General features: G+C 55.5%; 15 protein-coding genes. 10 read left to right on the top strand and 5 right to left on the bottom strand.

All coding sequences use genetic code 11. From position 1 onward, the window contains the following. Positions 1-74: 74 nt before the first annotated feature. The 4 genes from amyA to fliD form a co-directional block, all read right to left on the bottom strand. Positions 75-1,556 (bottom strand): alpha-amylase, encoded by a 1,482-nt coding sequence (gene amyA, locus AB1748_RS12765; protein ID WP_367395568.1) that lies wholly within the window; start codon positions 1,554-1,556, stop codon positions 75-77. Positions 1,557-1,656: 100 nt separating this feature from the next. After that, a complete protein-coding gene (gene fliT / locus AB1748_RS12760; RefSeq protein WP_293771424.1) occupies positions 1,657-2,022 on the bottom strand; it encodes a flagella biosynthesis regulatory protein FliT in 366 nt (121 codons plus the stop codon). Further along, complete coding sequence (gene fliS, locus AB1748_RS12755; protein WP_111139963.1) at positions 2,022-2,429, bottom strand: flagellar export chaperone FliS; 408 nt, start codon at positions 2,427-2,429, stop codon at positions 2,022-2,024. Before fliS ends, fliT begins: the two co-directional genes overlap by 1 nt. An 11-nt stretch (positions 2,430-2,440) precedes the next feature. Beyond that, entirely contained in the window at positions 2,441-3,853 is a 1,413-nt protein-coding gene (gene fliD / locus AB1748_RS12750; protein ID WP_367395567.1) for a flagellar filament capping protein FliD, read from the bottom strand. Positions 3,854-4,189: 336 nt separating this feature from the next. Between fliD and AB1748_RS12745 the strand changes: the two genes are divergently transcribed. The 10 genes from AB1748_RS12745 to AB1748_RS12700 all read left to right on the top strand — a co-directional run bounded on the left by AB1748_RS12745 (position 4,190) and on the right by AB1748_RS12700 (position 14,626). Further along, on the top strand, positions 4,190-5,500 hold the full coding sequence (locus AB1748_RS12745; RefSeq protein ID WP_367395566.1) for a FliC/FljB family flagellin: 1,311 nt from the start codon (positions 4,190-4,192) through the stop codon (positions 5,498-5,500). Positions 5,501-5,657: 157 nt separating this feature from the next. Beyond that, on the top strand, positions 5,658-6,860 hold the full coding sequence (gene fliB / locus AB1748_RS12740; RefSeq protein WP_367395565.1) for a flagellin lysine-N-methylase: 1,203 nt from the start codon (positions 5,658-5,660) through the stop codon (positions 6,858-6,860). Between the two features lie 291 nt (positions 6,861-7,151). Then, complete coding sequence (locus tag AB1748_RS12735) at positions 7,152-8,120, top strand: HNH endonuclease signature motif containing protein (RefSeq protein ID WP_111139958.1); 969 nt, start codon at positions 7,152-7,154, stop codon at positions 8,118-8,120. A 144-nt stretch (positions 8,121-8,264) separates the two neighbouring features. Continuing rightward, on the top strand, positions 8,265-8,987 hold the full coding sequence (locus AB1748_RS12730; protein WP_128084334.1) for an RNA polymerase sigma factor FliA: 723 nt from the start codon (positions 8,265-8,267) through the stop codon (positions 8,985-8,987). Positions 8,988-9,036: 49 nt separating this feature from the next. After that, positions 9,037-9,540, top strand: a complete 504-nt coding sequence (gene fliZ, locus AB1748_RS12725; RefSeq protein ID WP_111139956.1) for a flagella biosynthesis regulatory protein FliZ — start codon at positions 9,037-9,039, stop codon at positions 9,538-9,540. A gap of 227 nt (positions 9,541-9,767) precedes the next feature. Next, on the top strand, positions 9,768-10,754 hold the full coding sequence (locus AB1748_RS12720) for a D-cysteine desulfhydrase (protein WP_111139955.1): 987 nt from the start codon (positions 9,768-9,770) through the stop codon (positions 10,752-10,754). A gap of 115 nt (positions 10,755-10,869) precedes the next feature. Continuing rightward, positions 10,870-11,670 carry a cystine ABC transporter substrate-binding protein gene (tcyJ, locus tag AB1748_RS12715; protein ID WP_111139954.1) on the top strand — a complete coding sequence of 267 codons (801 nt, stop codon included), beginning with the start codon at positions 10,870-10,872 and terminating at the stop codon, positions 11,668-11,670. Next, positions 11,670-12,338 (top strand): cystine ABC transporter permease, encoded by a 669-nt coding sequence (tcyL, locus tag AB1748_RS12710; protein WP_111139953.1) that lies wholly within the window; start codon positions 11,670-11,672, stop codon positions 12,336-12,338. The genes tcyJ and tcyL overlap by 1 nt, the downstream gene beginning before the upstream one ends. Beyond that, the gene (gene tcyN / locus AB1748_RS12705; RefSeq protein ID WP_293771404.1) at positions 12,335-13,087 is read left to right on the top strand and encodes an L-cystine ABC transporter ATP-binding protein TcyN; all 753 of its coding nucleotides are present in this window, start codon (positions 12,335-12,337) and stop codon (positions 13,085-13,087) included. The genes tcyL and tcyN overlap by 4 nt, the downstream gene beginning before the upstream one ends. A gap of 453 nt (positions 13,088-13,540) precedes the next feature. Further along, positions 13,541-14,626: an acyltransferase family protein gene (locus AB1748_RS12700; protein WP_293771401.1), complete on the top strand. Its 1,086-nt coding sequence runs from the start codon at positions 13,541-13,543 to the stop codon at positions 14,624-14,626. 929 nt (positions 14,627-15,555) lie between these two features. Here AB1748_RS12700 and putA read toward each other — a convergent pair. Beyond that, positions 15,556-19,503, bottom strand: coding sequence for a trifunctional transcriptional regulator/proline dehydrogenase/L-glutamate gamma-semialdehyde dehydrogenase (gene putA, locus AB1748_RS12695; protein WP_367395564.1), 3,948 nt, complete (start codon positions 19,501-19,503; stop codon positions 15,556-15,558). Between the last annotated feature and the right edge of the window lie 88 nt (positions 19,504-19,591).

Here is a 19,591-nt window from a genome sequence, read left to right as displayed (position 1 = left end):
TGCACCGCCCCGACGGACAGATGGCGTCCTTTACGCCTCTGCCCGCCGGGGCGGTGCTGTTTTTACGGCTTAGGTTATTCTGCTAACACCCAGACGCTGACGCTGCCTCCGTTGCAGGCAAAGACCGCAGTGCCGTGCTCGTCGGCGGTAATGGTCTCTTCCCGGTTACCCAGATGATCGCGCCAGACCTTGCCGGCAAAGCCTTCGCCCATTGGCACACTCTTCTCGCCCGCATCGCCGTTCGACATGATGACCACACAGCCCGGCTGTATTTCGGTCCCGCTGCGGCTGAACGCCACGCAGTTCGGATGATCAAAATAGTCGGTCTGGACACCCCAGCCATACTGCTGACGGGCGCGGATTAACCCTTCCAGTTCCGGGATCACCGGCATTTCGATTTTGTGCTTCTCGCCGTCGCCGCCTTCATCTTCATAGGTCGCTCCGAACAGATCCGGATAGAAGATGGTCGGCACGCCCTGTTCGCGCAGCAGAATCAGCGCATAGGCCAGCGGTTTAAACCAGGCTTCCACCGGCGCTTCCAGTGACTGCAGCGGCTGCGTATCGTGGTTGGCTACGATGGTCACCGCGTGCCACGGGTCGGCCACGACCAGGGAGTTTGCGAAGATCTGGCTCATGTCGTAGGCGCTGCCGGCCGTAGAGGCCTGATGGAAGTTCATGTGCAGGGGAGCATCAAACAGCATCGTTTTGCCCTCCACCTGATGCACATACTCCTGCAGTTTTTCGGTTTCAAACGACCAGTATTCCGCCACGATGAACATCGGGTCCTGAGCGGCTTCCTGGATATGGTCGATCCACTCTTTATAGAACCAGGCGGGAATATGTTTGACTGCATCCAGGCGGAAGCCGGTGCAGGGCACCTGTTCCATCACCCAGCGCGCCCAGTATTTCAGCTCTTCCCGGACCGCGTTATTCCGGAAATCGATATTGGCGCCCATCAGATAGTCGAAGTTGCCCAGCTCGTTATCGACCTGATCGTTCCAGCCTTCGGCGGTGTAGTCGTTGATGACTTTGAAGACGCCGTTTTCGTCCGGATTTTCGATGTGGTCTACGCCGCTGAAGCATTTGTGATCCCAGACGAATTTCGAATATTTTCCTTCACGCGCCGGAAAGGTGAATTTGGTCCAGGCCTCACACTCCACGACTTCGTCATAGATTTCATCACGGTTGTCCGGATTGACGCGGTTGACGCTGATTGCCTCTTTCTCATCGGCACCCATTTTGTGGTTCAGCACGACATCGAGCAGCACTCCAACGTTGTGGCTGCGCAGCGCCTCTGTTGCCGCCAGTAACTGCTTTTTATCACCATATTTGGTGGCAACGCCGCCTTTCTGATCAAATTCACCCAGGTCAAAGAGATCATAGGTGTCGTAACCGACAGAATAACCTCCTGAATCCCCTTTGTAGCTCGGAGGGAGCCACGCCATCGTAATGCCAATTTCACTGAGCCAGGCTGCACGTTCGGCGACTTCAGGCCACAGTTTGCTGCCATCCGGGTAATACCAATGGAAAAACTGTAATAACGTCGGGTTTTGCATTTACCACACTCCAGGGGATGATGAAAATTAAGTATGGAGTAAGCGGCAGAAAAGAGACGCCGCGCAGAAAAATAAATCTGGCGGCGTGAAAAGCAGGGGATCAGGAGAGGGTTTCGCGCGGCACCATAACGACGCCGCCCTGCTTGCCATAGGCGGAGAGTACCGATTTCTGGCGGCTGTTCTGGCTCACTAACGAGGCCAGCTCATCCATTCGCGCCTGCAGCAGGCGTTTGACTTCGCTTTCATTATCCAGAATACGACGCAGTACCGGGCGCAACTGCTCCTGCGTCTGCGAGGAGGGCGATACCGCCTCTGTCGAGTGCGCTAAATTCTGCACCGCGCTGACATACTCCGTCTCCCTGCTGATTAATTCATCCCATTCGCCCTGTACCGCATGATGCAGCATCCCCTGGCTGAGGTCGAGTAACTGTTGGTAAACGGCAATCAGATGCGGTGCAGTTGTCATTAAACGGCGTCCTGAATAGGGTTAGGTTGAACCACTTCTTTCCACGCGTCTGCGATGTTGCGGAGGAGGCCTTCGACCTCCTCAATCGCGGCAACATCATTGTGCAGGTTGGCCTCTAACAGGCGACGCGTCATGTAGTTGTAAAGATCCAGCAGGTTATCTGCCAGTTCATCACCACGGTTTTCAGCCAGACCCTCTTTCAGGCCCGCTTCGATAATATTGATGGCTTTGGAGATGGATTTGCCTTTGCCTTCAATATTGCCATCCTGCATAAACAGGCGTGCGCGGATTAATGCGCTCAGTGCGCCATCGAACAGCATGACCACCAGCTGCTGCTGGCTGGCGCTCATGACGGCGCTTTCGACGCCAATTTTTGCATAGGCCTGGGTGCCTGTAGCGGTGTACATGGTCACTCCTTTTATTTTTTAGACGAATCGGACGTGTCGAACTGCTGCGTCAGATAGGTGCTGGTCGAGTTGAGTTTACTGATTGCCATATCCAGCTGGGTAAACTGTGTTTTATAACGGGCGATATCCGCATCGATGCGATCATTGGTGGTGTTATAAAGCGCCGTTAAGTTATTCAGGGTTTTACTGACACCATCGGTGGCAGACTGAACGATCCCTTTTGATGAGAGCCATTCGGTCAGTTTGGTGTCCATTTTTGCGGTGATGCCGGTTTTGCCGTCACCCACAATCATCTCTTTCACGCCCGCCGCATCTTTATCCAGGGCGGCACTGACTTTAGTCGCATCAATCTTTAGTGAACCGGTGGTAGGGTCAGTGGTGATACCGATCTGCCCCAGCGATTTGTAAGCTGATGTGCTCTGCGCATTGGTCAGCATACTTTTCAGCTGGGTCTGAATAGTCCGGAGCGTGCTGTCACCGAGCAGTGCACCGTTGCTGCTGTCCTGAGACCCCGTATTGGTATCGACCTTGGTGTACTTGGTCAGCGTATTAAACTGATCCAGAAGGGTATTATAAGCATCCACCCAATTGCTGATGGCGCTGGACGCTTTTGAGGTATCTTTGGTGATCGTCAGTGTCTGATCGCCCACCGTCTGCGCAGTCAGATTCAGCGTAATGCCTTCCAGCGCGTCGCTGATCTGGTTGCTGCTGTTCTCAATGGCCACATTGTTCACGGTCAGTTTAGCGTTCTGCGCCGCGACACTCTGCGTCATGGGATTGCTGCTGGCGCTGGCGTCAAAACCGACGATCCCCTGCAGGGTACTGTCGCCAGTGACGGCAACAGAAGCGACTGCATTGTCGCTGCCGGTCTTGTTGGCACTCATTGAGAGGCGGAAGCTGCCATCCGAGACTTTGATAATCGTGGCGGTCACGCCAGCATTTGCGCCGTTAATTGCATCGCGCATGCCGGTCAGCGACGTCTGGTCGTTACTCAGCGTGACGCTTTTGCTGGTGCCATCTTTCAGGGTAATAGCGATGCTACGGCTGGTCGCGGAGCTGTCGCCCAGCGCGTCGGTGTTGCTGCTCTGTACCGCCGAGGTCAGAACCTGCGCCTGCGCCAGCTGCGTTACGTTGATCGAATATTTACCGGCTACGGTGCTGCCTGAGGTAGTAGCACTGAACGCGGTCGAACTGCTGGCCGCCGTCGTGGCGGTAAACAGATCGGCACTGTTGAGTTTAGTGTTTGCGGTCTGGAACGTCGTCAGCGAGCTTTTCAGGGTGGCATAGGCACTCAGCTTGGCGGTATAAGCTGTCTGTTGCGTTGAGATGGGTTTCAGCGCCGCTTTTTCCGCAGTCTGCAGATTATCAAGCATCGTACTGAGCGGCAGGCCGGAACCGACACCGAGGTTGCTAAAACTAGCCATGTTTATTCCTTTATAAGGTCGACAGGGAAATTGATACCGGAGTTATCGGCCTTGATTAAGGAAAGTTTAAAGCTATTTGCCTTAGGGTAATGGGATAAATAAGCACTATAGAGAAGGGTAATTCAGCGGCTAGAAAATTAATGAATTAAGTCTAAAGAAGTCGGAACCGGTGGCGATAACTTACAACGTGACAGGCAGAAGCAGAAAAGTTCGCCTGGTACTAAAAAAATTCTAAAGGTTGTTTGACGGCAGACGATAACAACCTTGACGGCGCTGAAGCCGGCGGGTTGAAGCCCACACCTTAACCGAAAGACTTGATTAACAGGAAAATTTATCATGGCCCAAGTCATTAATACCAACAGCCTCTCGCTGATCACTCAGAACAACATCAACAAGAACCAGTCAGCTCTGTCTACCTCTATGGAGCGTCTGTCTTCTGGTTTACGTATCAACAGCGCGAAAGATGACGCTGCGGGTCAGGCGATTGCCAACCGTTTCACCTCTAACATCAAGGGTCTGACTCAGGCTGCCCGTAACGCCAACGACGGTATCTCTGCTGCGCAGACCACTGAAGGCGCACTGTCAGAAATCAACAACAACTTACAGCGTGTTCGTGAGCTGACCGTACAGGCGCAGAACGGAACTAACTCCGATTCTGATAAAACTTCAATCCAGGACGAAATCAAATCCCGTCTGAGCGAAATCGACCGCGTATCAGGTCAGACTCAGTTCAACGGCGTGAACGTGCTGGCGAAAGACGGCAAAATGTCTATCCAGGTTGGCGCTAACGATGGCCAGACCATCGATATCGATCTGAAGAAAATCGACTCTTCTACCCTAGGACTGGCCGGCTTCTCAGTAGCAGGTAATGCACTGAAAGTCAGCGATTCCATCACGCAGATCACAGGCGCTGCCGGTACGGCACCGGTTGCAGTTGACCTGAAAACTGCTGCAGCTTCTCTGAGCACCTCAACAGGTAAAACTGTTGATGCATCAAGCCTGAGCCTGCACAACACCCTGAAAGCAGATGGTACTGCTTCGAAGGATTTCGTGGTACAGAGCGGTAGTGATTTCTACTCAGCGTCTATCGACCACGCCTCTGGTAAAGTTACACTGAACAAAGCTGACGTTGAATACACTGATACCGACAACGGCTTAACCGCTGCAGCAACGCAGAAAGATAACCTGATTAAAGTAGGTACAGACTCCTCTGGCGCAGCGCAGGGTTATGTCACCTTCCAGGGTAAAAACTACGCAACAACCGTAACTACTGCTCTGGATGATGACAACACCAAGACGGGTACTGACAATAAAATCACCGTTGAGCTGTCTACTGCAACTCCAACGGCTCAGTTTGCTGGCGCAGCGTCTGCTGATCCACTGGCTCTGCTGGACAAAGCTATCGCATCTGTCGATACCTTCCGTTCAAGCTTGGGTGCCGTGCAGAACCGTCTGAACTCAGCGGTAACTAACCTGAACAACACCACCACTAACCTGTCTGCAGCACAGTCTCGTATTCAGGATGCCGATTACGCAACTGAAGTTTCGAACATGTCTAAAGCGCAGATCGTACAGCAGGCGGGTAACTCAGTGTTGGCGAAAGCGAACCAGGTTCCACAGCAGGTTCTGTCTCTGCTGCAGGGCTAATCACCTTCTGGTTTCATCCAAAACCCCGCTCCGGCGGGGTTTTTTATGCGTATGATTAGCCCCTTTTTACCTTGTTTCTCTGTCAATCAACCACTCCTCATTCGTTTATATTGGTCATTAATTACATTCTTGTATATGGCTTGCAGGCAGGTAAATAATGAAAAATATTGCTATCGTCGAACCGCTTTTTGTCAGTGCCTTTAAATGCATTGGCAGTAAGTGTCGTGATCACTGTTGCCAGGGCTGGGATGTCAATCTCGATAAACCTACGGTCAATCGCTATTTAAGATCCTCTATTATTGAGATAAAAAACCTGGCCGCTGATAATATTGATGTCACCCGAAAAAGTTATTCTAACTGGGGGGTAATGAAGCTTAACGCAGCGGGCAACTGTGGCTTTATGGATGAAGCTCGCCTGTGTAAAGTACACGCCACGCTGGGCGCATCCGCTCTTAGCAACACATGTGCCACCTATCCCAGGAAGTCAAGGGTGTTTAAAACTGAGCAGCAAAAAAACCTTACACTCTCGTGTCCGGAAGCAACCAGCCAGTTATTAGGAGCACCGGATGCAATGCTTTTTGCACAGGTACTCAGACCACAGGCTAAAGCTAACAAGGCCAGCGACCTCGATCAGCAAAAAAAGTTGATGAGTCTTATGTGTCTTAATCTGGTTAAAGGTAGTGGTGAGAAACTGGATGAAGCTTTTTACGCGCTGGTCACTTTTTTACTGGGCGCTGAAAGAATAAATCCGAGTAAGGATTGGCTGACACAAATTGAAAATAACTTTTCAGACGTGCTTAACAACCTGGCACAGGGCGTAATCAGAGAGCAGCTGGCCAGTATCCGCCCTGACTATCATCTTCAATGGTCATTACTTTTACGGATGCAAGCATGGTTAGGTACCAGGAAAGATAAACGTGCCTTTTCTACCCTCAACCACTACGTTAATAAGCTCATCTATATTCAGGCGGAAGGGGCTAAAGCCGGTGATATCAGTCAGTCGATGATCAGGCTTGATGAGGTCTGGCAGAATAAGGTCATGCCCTGGTTTGCGGAACGCCCGTGGATAATGAATAACTATATTCAGTATCGTATTTATGATGATTTCTTTCCGAATGATGAGTCCCGCAGCCCGTTGCTAAGTCTATATCTCCTGACTACAGAATGGTTCATGATTAAGTCATTAATAGCGGCCAATGTTGAGTTGGTCGGCAAGCTGGATGAGGAAGATATTATCAATATTATTTATAGCTACCATTCTATTACCAAACACACACCACAGTCGGTGGTTGCATTTCTGGCAGAGATTAACAAGGTCAAAGTCAATGACGATCTGTCGCTGATTTACCTGCTGAAATAGTCCGGTCTGTCCGCTTCAAAAGGGGGGGCAGCGACTCTATTTCCTGCTCTGGATGCCGCGTCTGTTGATACCCCCAAGCGTGCTGCTGGCGTAACGGCCTTTTCAAAGCCGTTACGCCAGGCAATCATACAGAATAGTCAGGCAACCGCTCTGCGATCCGTGAAACAGCCGGATTCAGCCTTACTATCACTTATTCCCCCTAATCTCCCCCTCCCGTTACAGTTCCCCCCTGGCCTGCCGATAACTCTTCACAGAACAACATCATTTTGATTTTAACTTTGTGGAGTGTCTATGCGCTTCAATTATGATCTGTTGCCGGGCGAGCGGCTGACCTTCGAGGAGATCGCCCGGCGCTATGCTCTGCAATACCCTGATGACAAAGAGCTGACGGCGCGCGCCTTATTGAGTCCCTCAACCGGCCTGCGCACCCTGAAAATTCGTGCGGTCTTCGCCCAGGAGGAGAGCAACAGCCCGCTGGAGGATCTGCTGTTTATCTCCAGTGACAACGAGCGTAAAAATTACCTGCGCCGCTTTGAGCACTACCTGAAACAGAATCTCTCGTTTCTCTATTTCCGTCGCAGCGAAAACGAGAGGCGCGACAACCTGTGGAAGGTGATGGGCAGCAGTCAGGTCTTTGCGATGATCGATCCGCAATCGGCCACGGCGCAGAACCTGCTCAGCAGCCGCGGTTATAAGCTGGTACTGATGCACCAGGACGACGATGAGGCGTACTGGCAGCTCTTTAATCCGCAGGCAAATCCCTGTTTTCCGCAGTCCCGACGCATTCAGTTCATTGTGGTGCTGAGTACCCCTCAGCTCAAAGTGCCTGCGGCGGTAATGCCGGGAACGGAGGTCGGGCGCCGGGTCAAAGCGCGGGTGCTGCAACGCGCCAGCCAGGCCGAATTCAGCGCTGGCGTCAAAGCGCGCTACGGGGCCTGCGTTATGACCGGCACCGAGCTGACTGAGCGACACAACTGGCCGTGGGTGGAAGCCTGCCACATCGATACGCGAGAGGGGGAGGATGGTCTGCTGGCCGACAACAGCATCGACAACGGCCTGTTTCTGCGCAGCGATTTGCAGCGACTGTTTATTAACCGATTGATTAGCATTGATGGTGAGTCGGGCGAGATTCATGTGCACCCTGGTGAGGAGGCGCGGCAGCATATTGCGCCCTGGTATCAGGAGCTGGATGGACGTGTCTGTAGCCTGTGGTCAGCCGTGCCGCCCGCCACGCGGCAACGGCTGCGAGCCCGTCGTTAATCCCGACTGATGAGTGCAGAGGGATCTGCGCTCTGATGCAACAAAAATGAAATAGCCTCGTTTTACCCCGCCTATTCATCCAATCGAAAACGCTACAGAATTGGATAATCATGCCGATAACTTCATTAACGCAGGGTAGTCAACGTGAACGATTTCTATACCGCCGAAGGCGTGATGGACAAACATTCGCTCTGGCAGCGCTACGTGCCGCTGGTGCGCCATGAAGCGTTGCGTTTGCAGGTTCGCCTGCCAGCCAGCGTGGAGCTTGACGACCTGCTGCAGGCCGGAGGGATAGGGTTGTTAAACGCTGTGGAGCGCTACGATGCGCTACAGGGCACAGCCTTTACCACCTACGCCGTGCAGCGCATTCGTGGCGCAATGCTCGACGAGCTTCGCAGTCGGGACTGGGCTCCGCGCAGCGTTCGTCGTAACGCGCGTGAAGTGGCCGGAGCAATGCATAAAGTGGAGCAGGCGCTGGGGCGTTCTGCTTCCGAGCAGGAAGTGGCACAGCAGCTGAATGTCTCTATGGAGGAGTACCGGCAGATCCTGCTGGACACCAACAATAGTCAACTCTTCTCCTACGACGAGTATCGGGAAGAGCACGGCGACAGTGCGGAACTGGTGACGGAAGGCCATGAAGAGGCCAATCCGCTTCATCAGCTACTGGAAGGGAGTCTGCGTGAGCGCGTCATTGAAGCGATCGAAGCGTTACCCGATCGTGAAAAGATGGTGCTGACACTGTACTACCAGGAAGAACTGAACCTGAAAGAGATTGGCGCGGTGCTTGATGTGGGGGAATCCCGTGTCAGCCAGCTGCACAGTCAGGCGATTAAACGCCTGCGTGCCCGACTTACGGGAGCGCGCTAGCAGTATCAGTTCCTGGCGATTCAAATTATAAGAAACCGGGGACTCAGTAATGGGAGCCAAAACCAAGGCCAGACCGTTAAGTCGTTATCTTAAAGACTATAAACACAGCCAGAGCAATTGTTCACACTGTGGCAAGGTATTAGATCGAATGGCGCTCGTTTTTCGTGGCCAGATCATCAATAAAGAGGCCATCGCGCGAATGGACCAGATGATTGATGAGCAGCTGTGGCTGAAACTTCAGCCCGAGCTGACCGCGCTTTGTCGTTTTTGCAGTGATATTTTTTGCAATACGCATCCTAATTATTTCGACATTATGTCGTTTAAACAGTATCTGTTTGAGCAGACAGAGATGAGCCCCAGCACGATTCGCGAATATGTGGTGCGGCTGCGTCGGCTGGATGAGATGCTGAAAGCCAAAAATTTCCCGGCCGACAGGCTGCAGGGAAACAGCTGGCATCAGTGTCTGGAAAGCGATCTGCCCGATGCCGGTAATAACAATTACCGCATTGCGCTGCGCAAGTACGATCAATTCTTAGGCTGGCAGCAGGGTTAATCCTGTTCTGCACCGATTGCTCCCCCTTGTGCCTGTGGCACATTGCCCTGTTGCCCGCGCGCCGGGTAACGGGGAAGGGGGAGCACGGCGCCGCCTGCGGTTTTACTGCCCCCTGTTTTATCACGGCCTTTTCGTTACCGCCTCTGCTGACACCTGAATCAGGGTGATCCTTTCTTCATCTTCTGTAACACTGTAGAGATCATTCCCGTGCCCATACGGAGGCCGCTTTGTCTTTACACCTGTTACACCAGTTTCCCCGTCTTGAACTGCTGGGCGCACCGACGCCGCTGGAGCATCTGCCACGTCTGTCTGATTATCTGGGGCGCGATATTTTCATTAAACGTGATGACTTTACCCCGGTAGCGATGGGCGGCAACAAACTGCGTAAACTGGAGTTCCTGGCTGCGGATGCGCTGCGCGAAGGCGCCGATGTGCTGCTGACCGCGGGCGCGATTCAGTCTAACCATGTGCGTCAGACGGCCGCCGTCGCGGCCCGGCTGGGTCTGAAGTGCGTGGCGCTGCTGGAAAATCCGATCGGCACCGACGCTGAAAACTACCTCAGCAACGGCAACCGTCTGCTGCTGGATCTGATGGATGCTGAAGTGATCATGGTGGAGGCGCTGCATAATCCCGTGGAGCAGCTGGCTGAGGAAGCCACCCGGCTGGAGGCGCAGGGCTTCCGGCCTTACATCGTACCGGTTGGCGGCTCCAATGCGCTGGGTGCGCTGGGCTATGTGGAGTGCGCACAGGAGATTGCCCATCAGAGCGAAGGCGTGGTCGATTTCGCCGCCGTTGTTGTCGCCTCAGGTAGTGCCGGCACCCATGCCGGGCTGGCCGTTGGCCTGGAGCATCTGTTACCACAGAGCGAACTGGTCGGCGTGACTGTTTCCCGTCAGGTTGCGCAGCAACAGCCGCTGGTTGAGCGGTTGCGTGACGCCCTGGCTGAGAAGCTGGAAGTGCAGGCGACAGCGCCAGTCACCCTGTGGGATGACTATTTTGCGCCACGCTATGGTGAGCCGAATGAGGAAGGCATGGCGGCGGTAAAGCTGCTGGCGCGACTGGAAGGGATCATGCTGGACCCGGTCTATACCGGCAAGGCGATGGCCGGATTGCTGGATGGCATCAGCCGGAATCGCTTCCGCCGTGAAGGTCCGCTGCTGTTTATTCATACGGGTGGTGCACCGGCGTTATTTGCTTATCATCCTTCGATCTGAGACAAGCCAACAAAACAGTTTATACTCCGTGCGTTATCATTCTGGACTGGCAGCGACTCGCGGTGCTGCCCTTATAAAAAAACACACACACAATACTGTCAATAATGGGGTGAATATGTCCTTTTCTCGTGCAGGTCGTCAGATGATGATGGGCGTCATGGCTGTGGCGCTGATTGCGGGCGTTAACGTTAAAACCTTTGCAGCAGAAAACCTGCTGAACAAAATCAAAGAGCGCGGCACGCTGCTGGTGGGTCTGGAAGGCACCTATCCGCCGTTCAGCTTCCAGGATGAAAAGGGCAAGCTGACCGGCTTTGAAGTGGAGTTTGCCGAGCAGCTGGCGCAGCATATGGGTGTTAAAGCGAGCCTGAAACCGACTAAATGGGATGGCATGCTGGCGTCACTCGACGCGAAGCGCATCGATGTGGTGATCAACCAGGTCACCATCTCCGATGAGCGTAAGAAGAAGTATGACTTCTCCACGCCTTATACCGTTTCCGGTATCCAGGCGCTGACCATGAAAGCCAATGCCAGCACCATTACTAAACCGGCCGACCTGGCGGGTAAAAAGGTGGGTGTGGGTCTGGGCACCAACTATGAGCAGTGGCTGCGTGAAAACGTGAAGGGCGTGGACATCCGTACCTATGATGATGACCCGACCAAATATCAGGATCTGCGCTCTGGCCGTCTGAATGCGATTCTGGTTGACCGTCTGGCTGCGCTGGATCTGGTGAAGAAGACCGGCGATACCATGGCCGTTGCCGGTGACGCCTTCTCGCGTCAGGAGTCGGGCGTCGCCATGCGCAAGGGCAATGAAGACCTGCTGAAAGCGGTCGATCAGGCCATTGCGGATATGCAGAAAGATGGCTCGCTGAGCAAGCTGTCGCAGAAATGGTTTGGCGCGGACGTGACGAAATAATGCAGGAAAGCCTTCAACTGGTGCTGGATTCAGCACCTTTTTTATTCAAAGGCGCGCTCTTTACGCTACAGCTCAGCATCGGCGGCATGTTCTTCGGGCTGCTGCTGGGCTTTGTTCTGGCCCTGATGCGCCTGTCGCGCATCTGGCCGGTTCGCTGGCTGGCGCGTATCTATGTCTCGATCTTCCGTGGCACGCCGCTGATCGCCCAGCTCTTTATGATCTACTACGGTCTGCCGCAGTTTGGCATTGAGCTGGACCCGATCCCCTCTGCGATGATTGGCCTTTCCCTGAATACGGCCGCTTACGCGTCGGAGTCTCTGCGCGGCGCGATTTCCTCGATTGAGCGCGGGCAGTGGGAAGCGGCGGCCAGTATCGGGATGACGCGCTGGCAGACGCTGCGCCGGGTTATTCTGCCGCAGGCCGCCCGCACCGCGCTGCCGCCGCTCGGCAACAGTTTTATCAGCCTGGTTAAGGATACCTCGCTGGCCGCCACCATTCAGGTGCCGGAACTGTTCCGTCAGGCGCAGCTGATCACCTCGCGCACGCTGGAAGTCTTTACCATGTATCTGGCGGCCTCACTGATCTACTGGGTGATGGCGACGGTATTATCTGCCCTGCAGAACCGGCTGGAGCAGCATGTTAATCGTCAGGATTCGGAGTCGAAATGAGCGCCATCGAAGTCAGAAAGCTGGTGAAATCTTTTAATGGCCAGAGGGTGCTGCACGACATCGACCTCGATGTGGCCGCGGGTGAAGTGGTGGCAATCATCGGCCCCAGCGGCTCAGGCAAGACGACGCTGCTGCGCAGTATCAATCTGCTGGAAGTGCCGGATAGCGGCACCATCCGGGTCGGCGATATAACCATCGATGCGGCGCTGGCCGAGAGTAAGCAGAAAGAGCAGGTGCGTCGTCTGCGTCAGCAGGTCGGGTTTGTCTTTCAGAACTTCAATCTGTTTCCGCACCGTTCGGTGATCGATAACATCATTGAAGGGCCGGTTATCGTTAAGGGCGAGCCGAAAGCGGAGGCGGCAGCTCGCGCCCGCACGCTGCTGGAAAAAGTCGGACTGCAGGGCAAAGAGGCGAGTTTTCCACGTCGCCTCTCGGGCGGGCAGCAGCAGCGTGTGGCGATTGCCCGGGCGCTGGCGATGCGACCGGAAGTCATCCTGTTTGACGAACCTACGTCGGCGCTGGATCCTGAGCTGGTGGGCGAGGTGCTCAGCACCATTCGCGCACTGGCTGAAGAGAAACGCACGATGGTCATCGTCACGCATGAAATGAGCTTCGCCCGCGACGTGGCCGACCGTGCCATCTTCATGGATCAGGGGCGGATTGTGGAGCAGGGCGATGCAAAGGCGTTGTTCAGCAATCCCCGCCAGCCACGTACCCGTCAGTTCCTCGACAAATTCCTGAATCAGTAATCACACTGCCTTCTCCGGAAGGCAGTTTTTATCTGCCCATCTGATTGCGCCTCCGCTCTGGTTATACCACTCTGATTTCTCCGCTATCATAATTATTTAATTGCCCGTTAAACCTTTTGACGCATCTGACAAAACTTTTCCTTTCATCAGAAATTAACTGGCTTCTGCAGTGACGCCTTTCTCTTAATTATATTCATCGCTTTATCAAATAATGATTATCCTTTGCTGCGGATCTGGCGGGGCTAATTCCCGTTATCCATTGCTATTCGTAAGTGTAAGGAAACGTTCTGCTGAGTAAATAACTGTGGCATCAGGGCCACTGCGCGGCTTTTAAGAGTTTCGCTACATTCATCAACTGTTCAAAGGCGAATAATTGCCGGATAACGATAAAGCAATAGTGATTTCCTCGCTTTGACTTTTCACTCTTCTGACCTACACAGCAGGAGTCATTGAATGAATCAGACCAAGTCAGACAAGATACTGTGGGTGGACACCCTCAAAGGCGCCTGCATCATGCTGGTAGTGCTTTATCACACGGTACTGCCCGGTTTCGAAGGCACACTGAAATATCTCTCTGCCGGCTGGATCCCTGCCGAAATATGGGTACAGTTTAATACGGTCCTGTCGCCATTACGGATGCCCGCCTTTTTCTTTGTGTCGGGATTACTGGCGACCAACGGTATTGTTAACCGTCCCTGGAAACAGGTCTTTACCAGTCGCATCACTAATCTCTTTTATCTCTATATTCTGTGGGGATTTATTCAATGGTGGTCAATCGTTGGTATCTCGACAGAAATAACCGGCCAGCGTATTTCGCAGAATCTTAATGCTGCCTATGCCGGTTCGCTGTGGGAATTTCTCCGGCTGACCTTTATGGCCATGAGTACCTCATGGTATCTGTATGGGCTCGGGATCTATTTCCTCTGTGCCAAAATTTTCCGTGAATATAAGCTGGCCCTGGTGGCGGTAGCGGTGCTGCTGAATTATCTGGCGGTGGAAAAAGTGATCCCTTACTGGGGACCCCAGAGTCTGGCGCAATATTTCCTCTTCTTCCTGCTAGGTGCGTTCTGGAGCCAGGCCATGCTGCGCCTGAGTGAATGGCACCGGGAGAATCTGGTGCCCTGGGCGGTGCTGGCGGCGGTGGCCGGTATTCATGTGATATTCGGTCTGGATAAGAGTCTGTTCCTCTGCGTGCTGGCAGTGCTGTTCAGTATCGCCGCCTGCCGCTGGCTGAATCAGCACTTCAGTATGCGTTATCTCAACTGGGTAGGGCGCAATACGCTACAGATTTACGTCCTGCATCGTATTTTTATCGAGTTCTTTGGTATGACCGCGATTCAGTTTGCGCAGCGGCATCATCTGTTTGAGCAGGCGTGGTTTTCATGGCTCTGGACCTGTTTTTATCCGGTGGCCATCGTGGGACTCTGTTCACTCAGTTCGGTAGCGATCTGGTCGCTGACCAATCGCGGTGTCGGCCAGTCGCTGTTTGTCTTCCCGACGCTGCTGAAAAGGACGCCTGGCGGCGTGAGCCGGGGATAGCAGGGGATTGTGGTAACAGGCTGGCGCTGAGCGGGTTTCGGATGACAGCAGATGTACCCTGAGCGGGTTTGGGATGGCAGCAGATGTACCCTGAGCGGGTTTCGCCCGCCAGGCGAGCGGGAGTTTCAGGTTGCCCTTGCGGGCGGACGCGTCAGGGGGCGGACGCCCGCCCCTTAACAATCCCGGCGTCCGGCTGCCTTCGCGCCCCGCTTCGCGGGGTGCCCTCGTCACGCCCTGCGGCCGACGGACCGTCCGGACGCGCCATCCCTGGCGCGAACCGTCCTTTCGCCGACGTCCTGTCGGCTCATCCTGGCCTCCGGTTGTTCCTCGGCGCTGCGGACGCCTCTCCCAATCCCCGCCTGTAAGTTCATAGAGTTTTTGACGTGCAGCGTTGTCTGACAGAGTTGTAGCCAGCTCCGCTATCGGCAACGCCAGCAAAAGCACTGAATATGATGATGGGCACATGCAGGAATAGTGCGTGCCCCTGATTGAGTCAGAACCAAAGTCACCGCAAGGCAGAAGACTTACCGCGATGAAAGACCGAAAGTCAGAAGAAGAAATAACAGCGGGGGAGGGAGGCCGTCAGAACCGCTGAGCGGATGAGGGATTTCAGGACGAGCGACAGCGATGTCGCGAAGAGGTGGGTTCGCGCCAGGGATGGCGCGTCCCGCCGGTCCGTGAGAAATCCGGAAGAAGCGAAGGGACCGCGAAGCGGCGGTGATGCAGGCCGGAGCCCGGGGTCAAGGGGGCGCGGCGACTGGCGCCCCCTTGACGGTCGCCTGCTGAAGCGGGCCTGAAACTGCCCAATCCACCAGGCGAACGAAACCCGCACCATACCCCGTTCAGGATACCCCGTTCAGGCAGCAACCCTGCACCGCCCCGCAGGCGAACAAAAATTCCCGTTCGCCCACCGCCCCTTTATTTCCCCATTACCCGATAGTCATCAGACTGGCATTGCCGCCTGCCGCAGCGGTATTCACACTCAGCGAACGTTCAATCAGCAGACGCTCCAGCAGCAGATTCGTCTCGCCGCGAGCGAAGCCCTGCACCGACACAATCGCGCCGTCACGCGCCGCGATCTGTTCACACAGGGCGCGCAACTGATCGGCATCGCCGTGATAAATCACCGCATCAAACTCTGCCGCTAACGGATCGCGCGCCAGTTTAATACGGGCCTTAACCGCATCCGGCAGCGAGGTCAGTAAGGCGCGATGCAGCTCATCATCCTGCCACAGGGCTTTACTGCCGACGCTGGTGACCGCAGCCAGCTGGATCAGCGCATCCTGCTCGTTGTCCGCCAGGCAGAGTACCCGATCGCGAGGCAACAGCGAGAAGGTGTTACGTTCGCCGGTCGGGCCAGGCAGCAGCCGGACGACGCCCGCCTGGGCCAGTTCGCCATAGTGCTGGCACAGCTCAGCCAGGGCGGGCTTCTCTTTCGCCCAGAGGCTCAACGCCTGATGCGGAGCCAGCAGAGACTGGCGCAGCGTACTGTCTGCCGGACGCTCCGCATCCTGACGATCAAAGGTCAGACGCAGTGCGCTATCCGGGCGATGAGCCAGCAGTCGATAGAGGTAGAGCGGACCACCGGCCTTCGGACCGGTGCCAGACAGACCTTCGCCGCCAAACGGCTGCACGCCGACCACCGCGCCTACCATGTTACGGTTAACGTAAAGGTTACCGACCCGGGCATTTGCCGTGACCTGGGCGATGGTCTCATCGATACGGGTGTGGACACCCAGCGTCAGACCGTAGCCAGAGGCGTTAATCTGATCGATCACCTGAGGCAGCGCGGTGCGGCTGAAGCGCACGACGTGCAGCACCGGACCAAAGATCTCTTTGTCCAGATCGCTGACCTGATTCAGTTCAATCAGGGTGGGTTTCACAAAGGTGCCGCTGTTCCACTCTTTACTGTCCTGCGGGTTATCCTGCACCGCCTGATAAACGGTAAAGCCTTTATTGCGCATCGCCTGAATATGGCGGTCGATATTGGCTTTCGCTTCGGCATCAATGACCGGGCCGATGTCGGTTGAGAAACGCTCCGGATTGCCCATGCGGCACTCTGCCATCGCACCACGCAGCATCTTCAGCGTATGGTCAGCCACATCTTCCTGAATACAGAGTAGACGCAGCGCCGAGCAGCGCTGTCCGGCACTGTCGAAGGCTGATGCGACGATATCGACTACCACCTGCTCGGTAAGTGCGGAAGAGTCAACGATCATGGCATTCATGCCGCCGGTTTCTGCAATCAGCGGCGTCGGGCGACCCTGTGGATCAAGACGACCGGCCAGGTTGCGCTGCAGCAGCGTCGCGACCGCCGTCGAGCCGGTAAACATAACGCCGCGAACCCGATCGTCGCCGGTCAGCTGCGCGCCCACGGTTTCACCCTGACCCGGCAGCAGCTGCAGAACGCCAGCGGGTACACCCGCATCCAGCAGGATCTGAACCGCCTGCGCCGCAATCAGCGGCGTCTGCTCGGCCGGTTTTGCCAGCACGCTGTTGCCCGCAGCCAGTGCAGCAGCAATCTGACCGGTGAAGATCGCCAGCGGGAAGTTCCAGGGGCTGATGCAGACCACCGGACCCAGCGGACGGTGCGTCTCGTTGTCGAAATCGTCACGTACCATCCCGGCGTAGTAATAGAGGAAATCTACCGCTTCACGCACTTCGGCGATGGCGTTGTTGTAGGTCTTGCCCGCTTCACGCACCAGGATGCCGATCAGCTGCTGCATCTGGCCTTCCATGATCTGTGCAGCACGTTCCAGAATGGCCGCACGCTCCTGCGGCGGTGTGGCGAACCAGATCGGCCCGCTGTTCACAGCAGCATCCAGCGCCAGGGAGACTTCCTGCTCCGTCGCTTCACGTACCTGACCAACCCGATCGTTCGGCGCAGCCGGGTTCAGAACGTCACGCAGTTCACCGGCACCGGCTTCCCCCTCGATCATCGGTTCAGCCAGGCAGGGCTGTGCGGCGCTGCTCAGCAGGGCGCTGGAGAGGGAGGCAAGACGATGCTCGTTAGCCATATCCAGTCCCGCTGAGTTCACGCGGTTTTCACCGTAGAGTTCGCGCGGCAGCGGGATCTTCGGATGCGGCAGGCCAATGGTGCCTTCGCTGACGCCCAGCTTTTCAACGGCGCTGACCGGATCGGCCACCAGCTCATCGATTGGCAGCGAGGTATCGGCGATGCGGTTAACAAAGGAGGTGTTCGCGCCATTCTCCAGCAGGCGGCGAACCAGATAGGCCAGCAGGGTTTCATGGGTACCGACCGGCGCGTAAATGCGGCAGGGACGGTTCAGTTTGCCGTCCGCCACTTTGCCGACGACCTGCTCGTAAAGCGGTTCGCCCATTCCGTGCAGACACTGGAACTCATACTGACCCGGATAGTAGTTATTGCCCGCCAGCTGATAAATTGCCGCCAGAGTGTGGGCGTTGTGCGTGGCAAACTGTGGATAGATCAGGCTCGGTACAGAGAGCAGCTTACGGGCGCAGGCCAGGTAAGAGATGTCGGTATAGACCTTGCGGGTGTAAACCGGATAACCCTCCAGTCCTTCCATCTGCGCGCGCTTAATTTCGCTGTCCCAGTAGGCCCCTTTCACCAGACGAATCATCAGGCGACGACGGCTGCGCTGCGCCAGATCGATCAGTTCATCAATCACAAACGGGCAGCGTTTCATGTAGGCCTGAATGACGAAGCCGATACCGTTCCAGCCTTCCAGCTCCGGTTCGAAACAGAGCTTCTCCAGCAGATCCAGTGACAGCTCCAGACGGTCGGCCTCTTCGGCATCGATGTTGATGCCGATGTCATAGGAGCGGGCCAGCAGCGTCAGCGATTTCAGAATCGGGTAGAGCTCCTCCATGACGCGCTCATACTGCGCACGGCTGTAGCGGGGGTGCAGGGCGGAGAGCTTGATGGAGATGCCGGGGCCTTCATAGATGCCGCGGCCATTTGAGGCTTTGCCAATCGCGTGGATCGCCTGTTGATAAGAGAGCAGGTAGGCTTTGGCATCACCAGCCGTCAGCGCCGCTTCACCCAGCATGTCATAGGAGTAGCGGAACCCTTTCTCTTCCAGCTTGCGGGCGTTCGCCAGGGCTTCCGCAATCGTTTCGCCGGTGACGAACTGCTCACCCATCAGACGCATCGCCATATCCACGCCTTTGCGGATCAGCGGCTCGCCCCCTTTACCGATAATGCGGTTCAGCGAGCTGGAGAGGTTTGACTCGTTGTGAGTCGAAACCAGACGACCGGTAAACAGCAGGCCCCAGGTGGCTGCGTTGACAAACAGAGAGGGGCTGCGTCCCAGATGCGACTGCCAGTTGCCGTTGCTGATCTTGTCACGGATCAGCGCATCGCGCGTTGGCTTGTCAGGAATACGCAGCAGCGCCTCGGCCAGGCACATCAGCGCCACGCCTTCATGAGAGGAGAGAGAGAACTCCTGCAGCAGGCTCTGCACCATACCGGCGCGTCCGGTTGCACCTTTCTGGTGCCGCAGCTTGTCGGCGAGCTGGTAAGCCAGCTGGTGAGTTTTCTCTGCCAGCGCCGCCGGTAAACGGGCCTGCTCCAGCAGCATCGGCACCGCATCGGTCTCCGGGCGACGCCACGCGGCAGTCACGGCAGAGCGGGTCACGGACTGAGGTAAAATCTGCTCTGCGAAGTCGAGGAACGGCTGGTGCATCTCCTCGGGCTGGATGTCGTCAGCCTCAGTGGCCGCCTGAGCAGAAAGGGGGATCTCTGGCAGACTGTCGCCGGTTTCCAGCTGGCCCAGATAGGTAAAGATCGCCTGTTTAATCAGCCAGTGTGGCGTGCGATCAATACGCTGCGCAGCCAGTTTGATGCGCTCACGCGTTGCGTCATCCAGTTTTACACCCATGGTGGTTGTACCCATGACTCCAGAGCTCCTTAATAGTGGTTCGATACGGCGTTGGCTGCACTATCACTTAAGTTGCAACTTTGTGCAACCGTGTTAAATGTGA

The organism is Pantoea sp. Ep11b (assembly GCF_040783975.1).
Classification (GTDB): Bacteria; Pseudomonadota; Gammaproteobacteria; order Enterobacterales; family Enterobacteriaceae; genus Pantoea.
The sequence above is the reverse complement of the archived record's forward strand: the minus strand, read 5'-3'. Positions and strand labels throughout refer to the sequence as shown.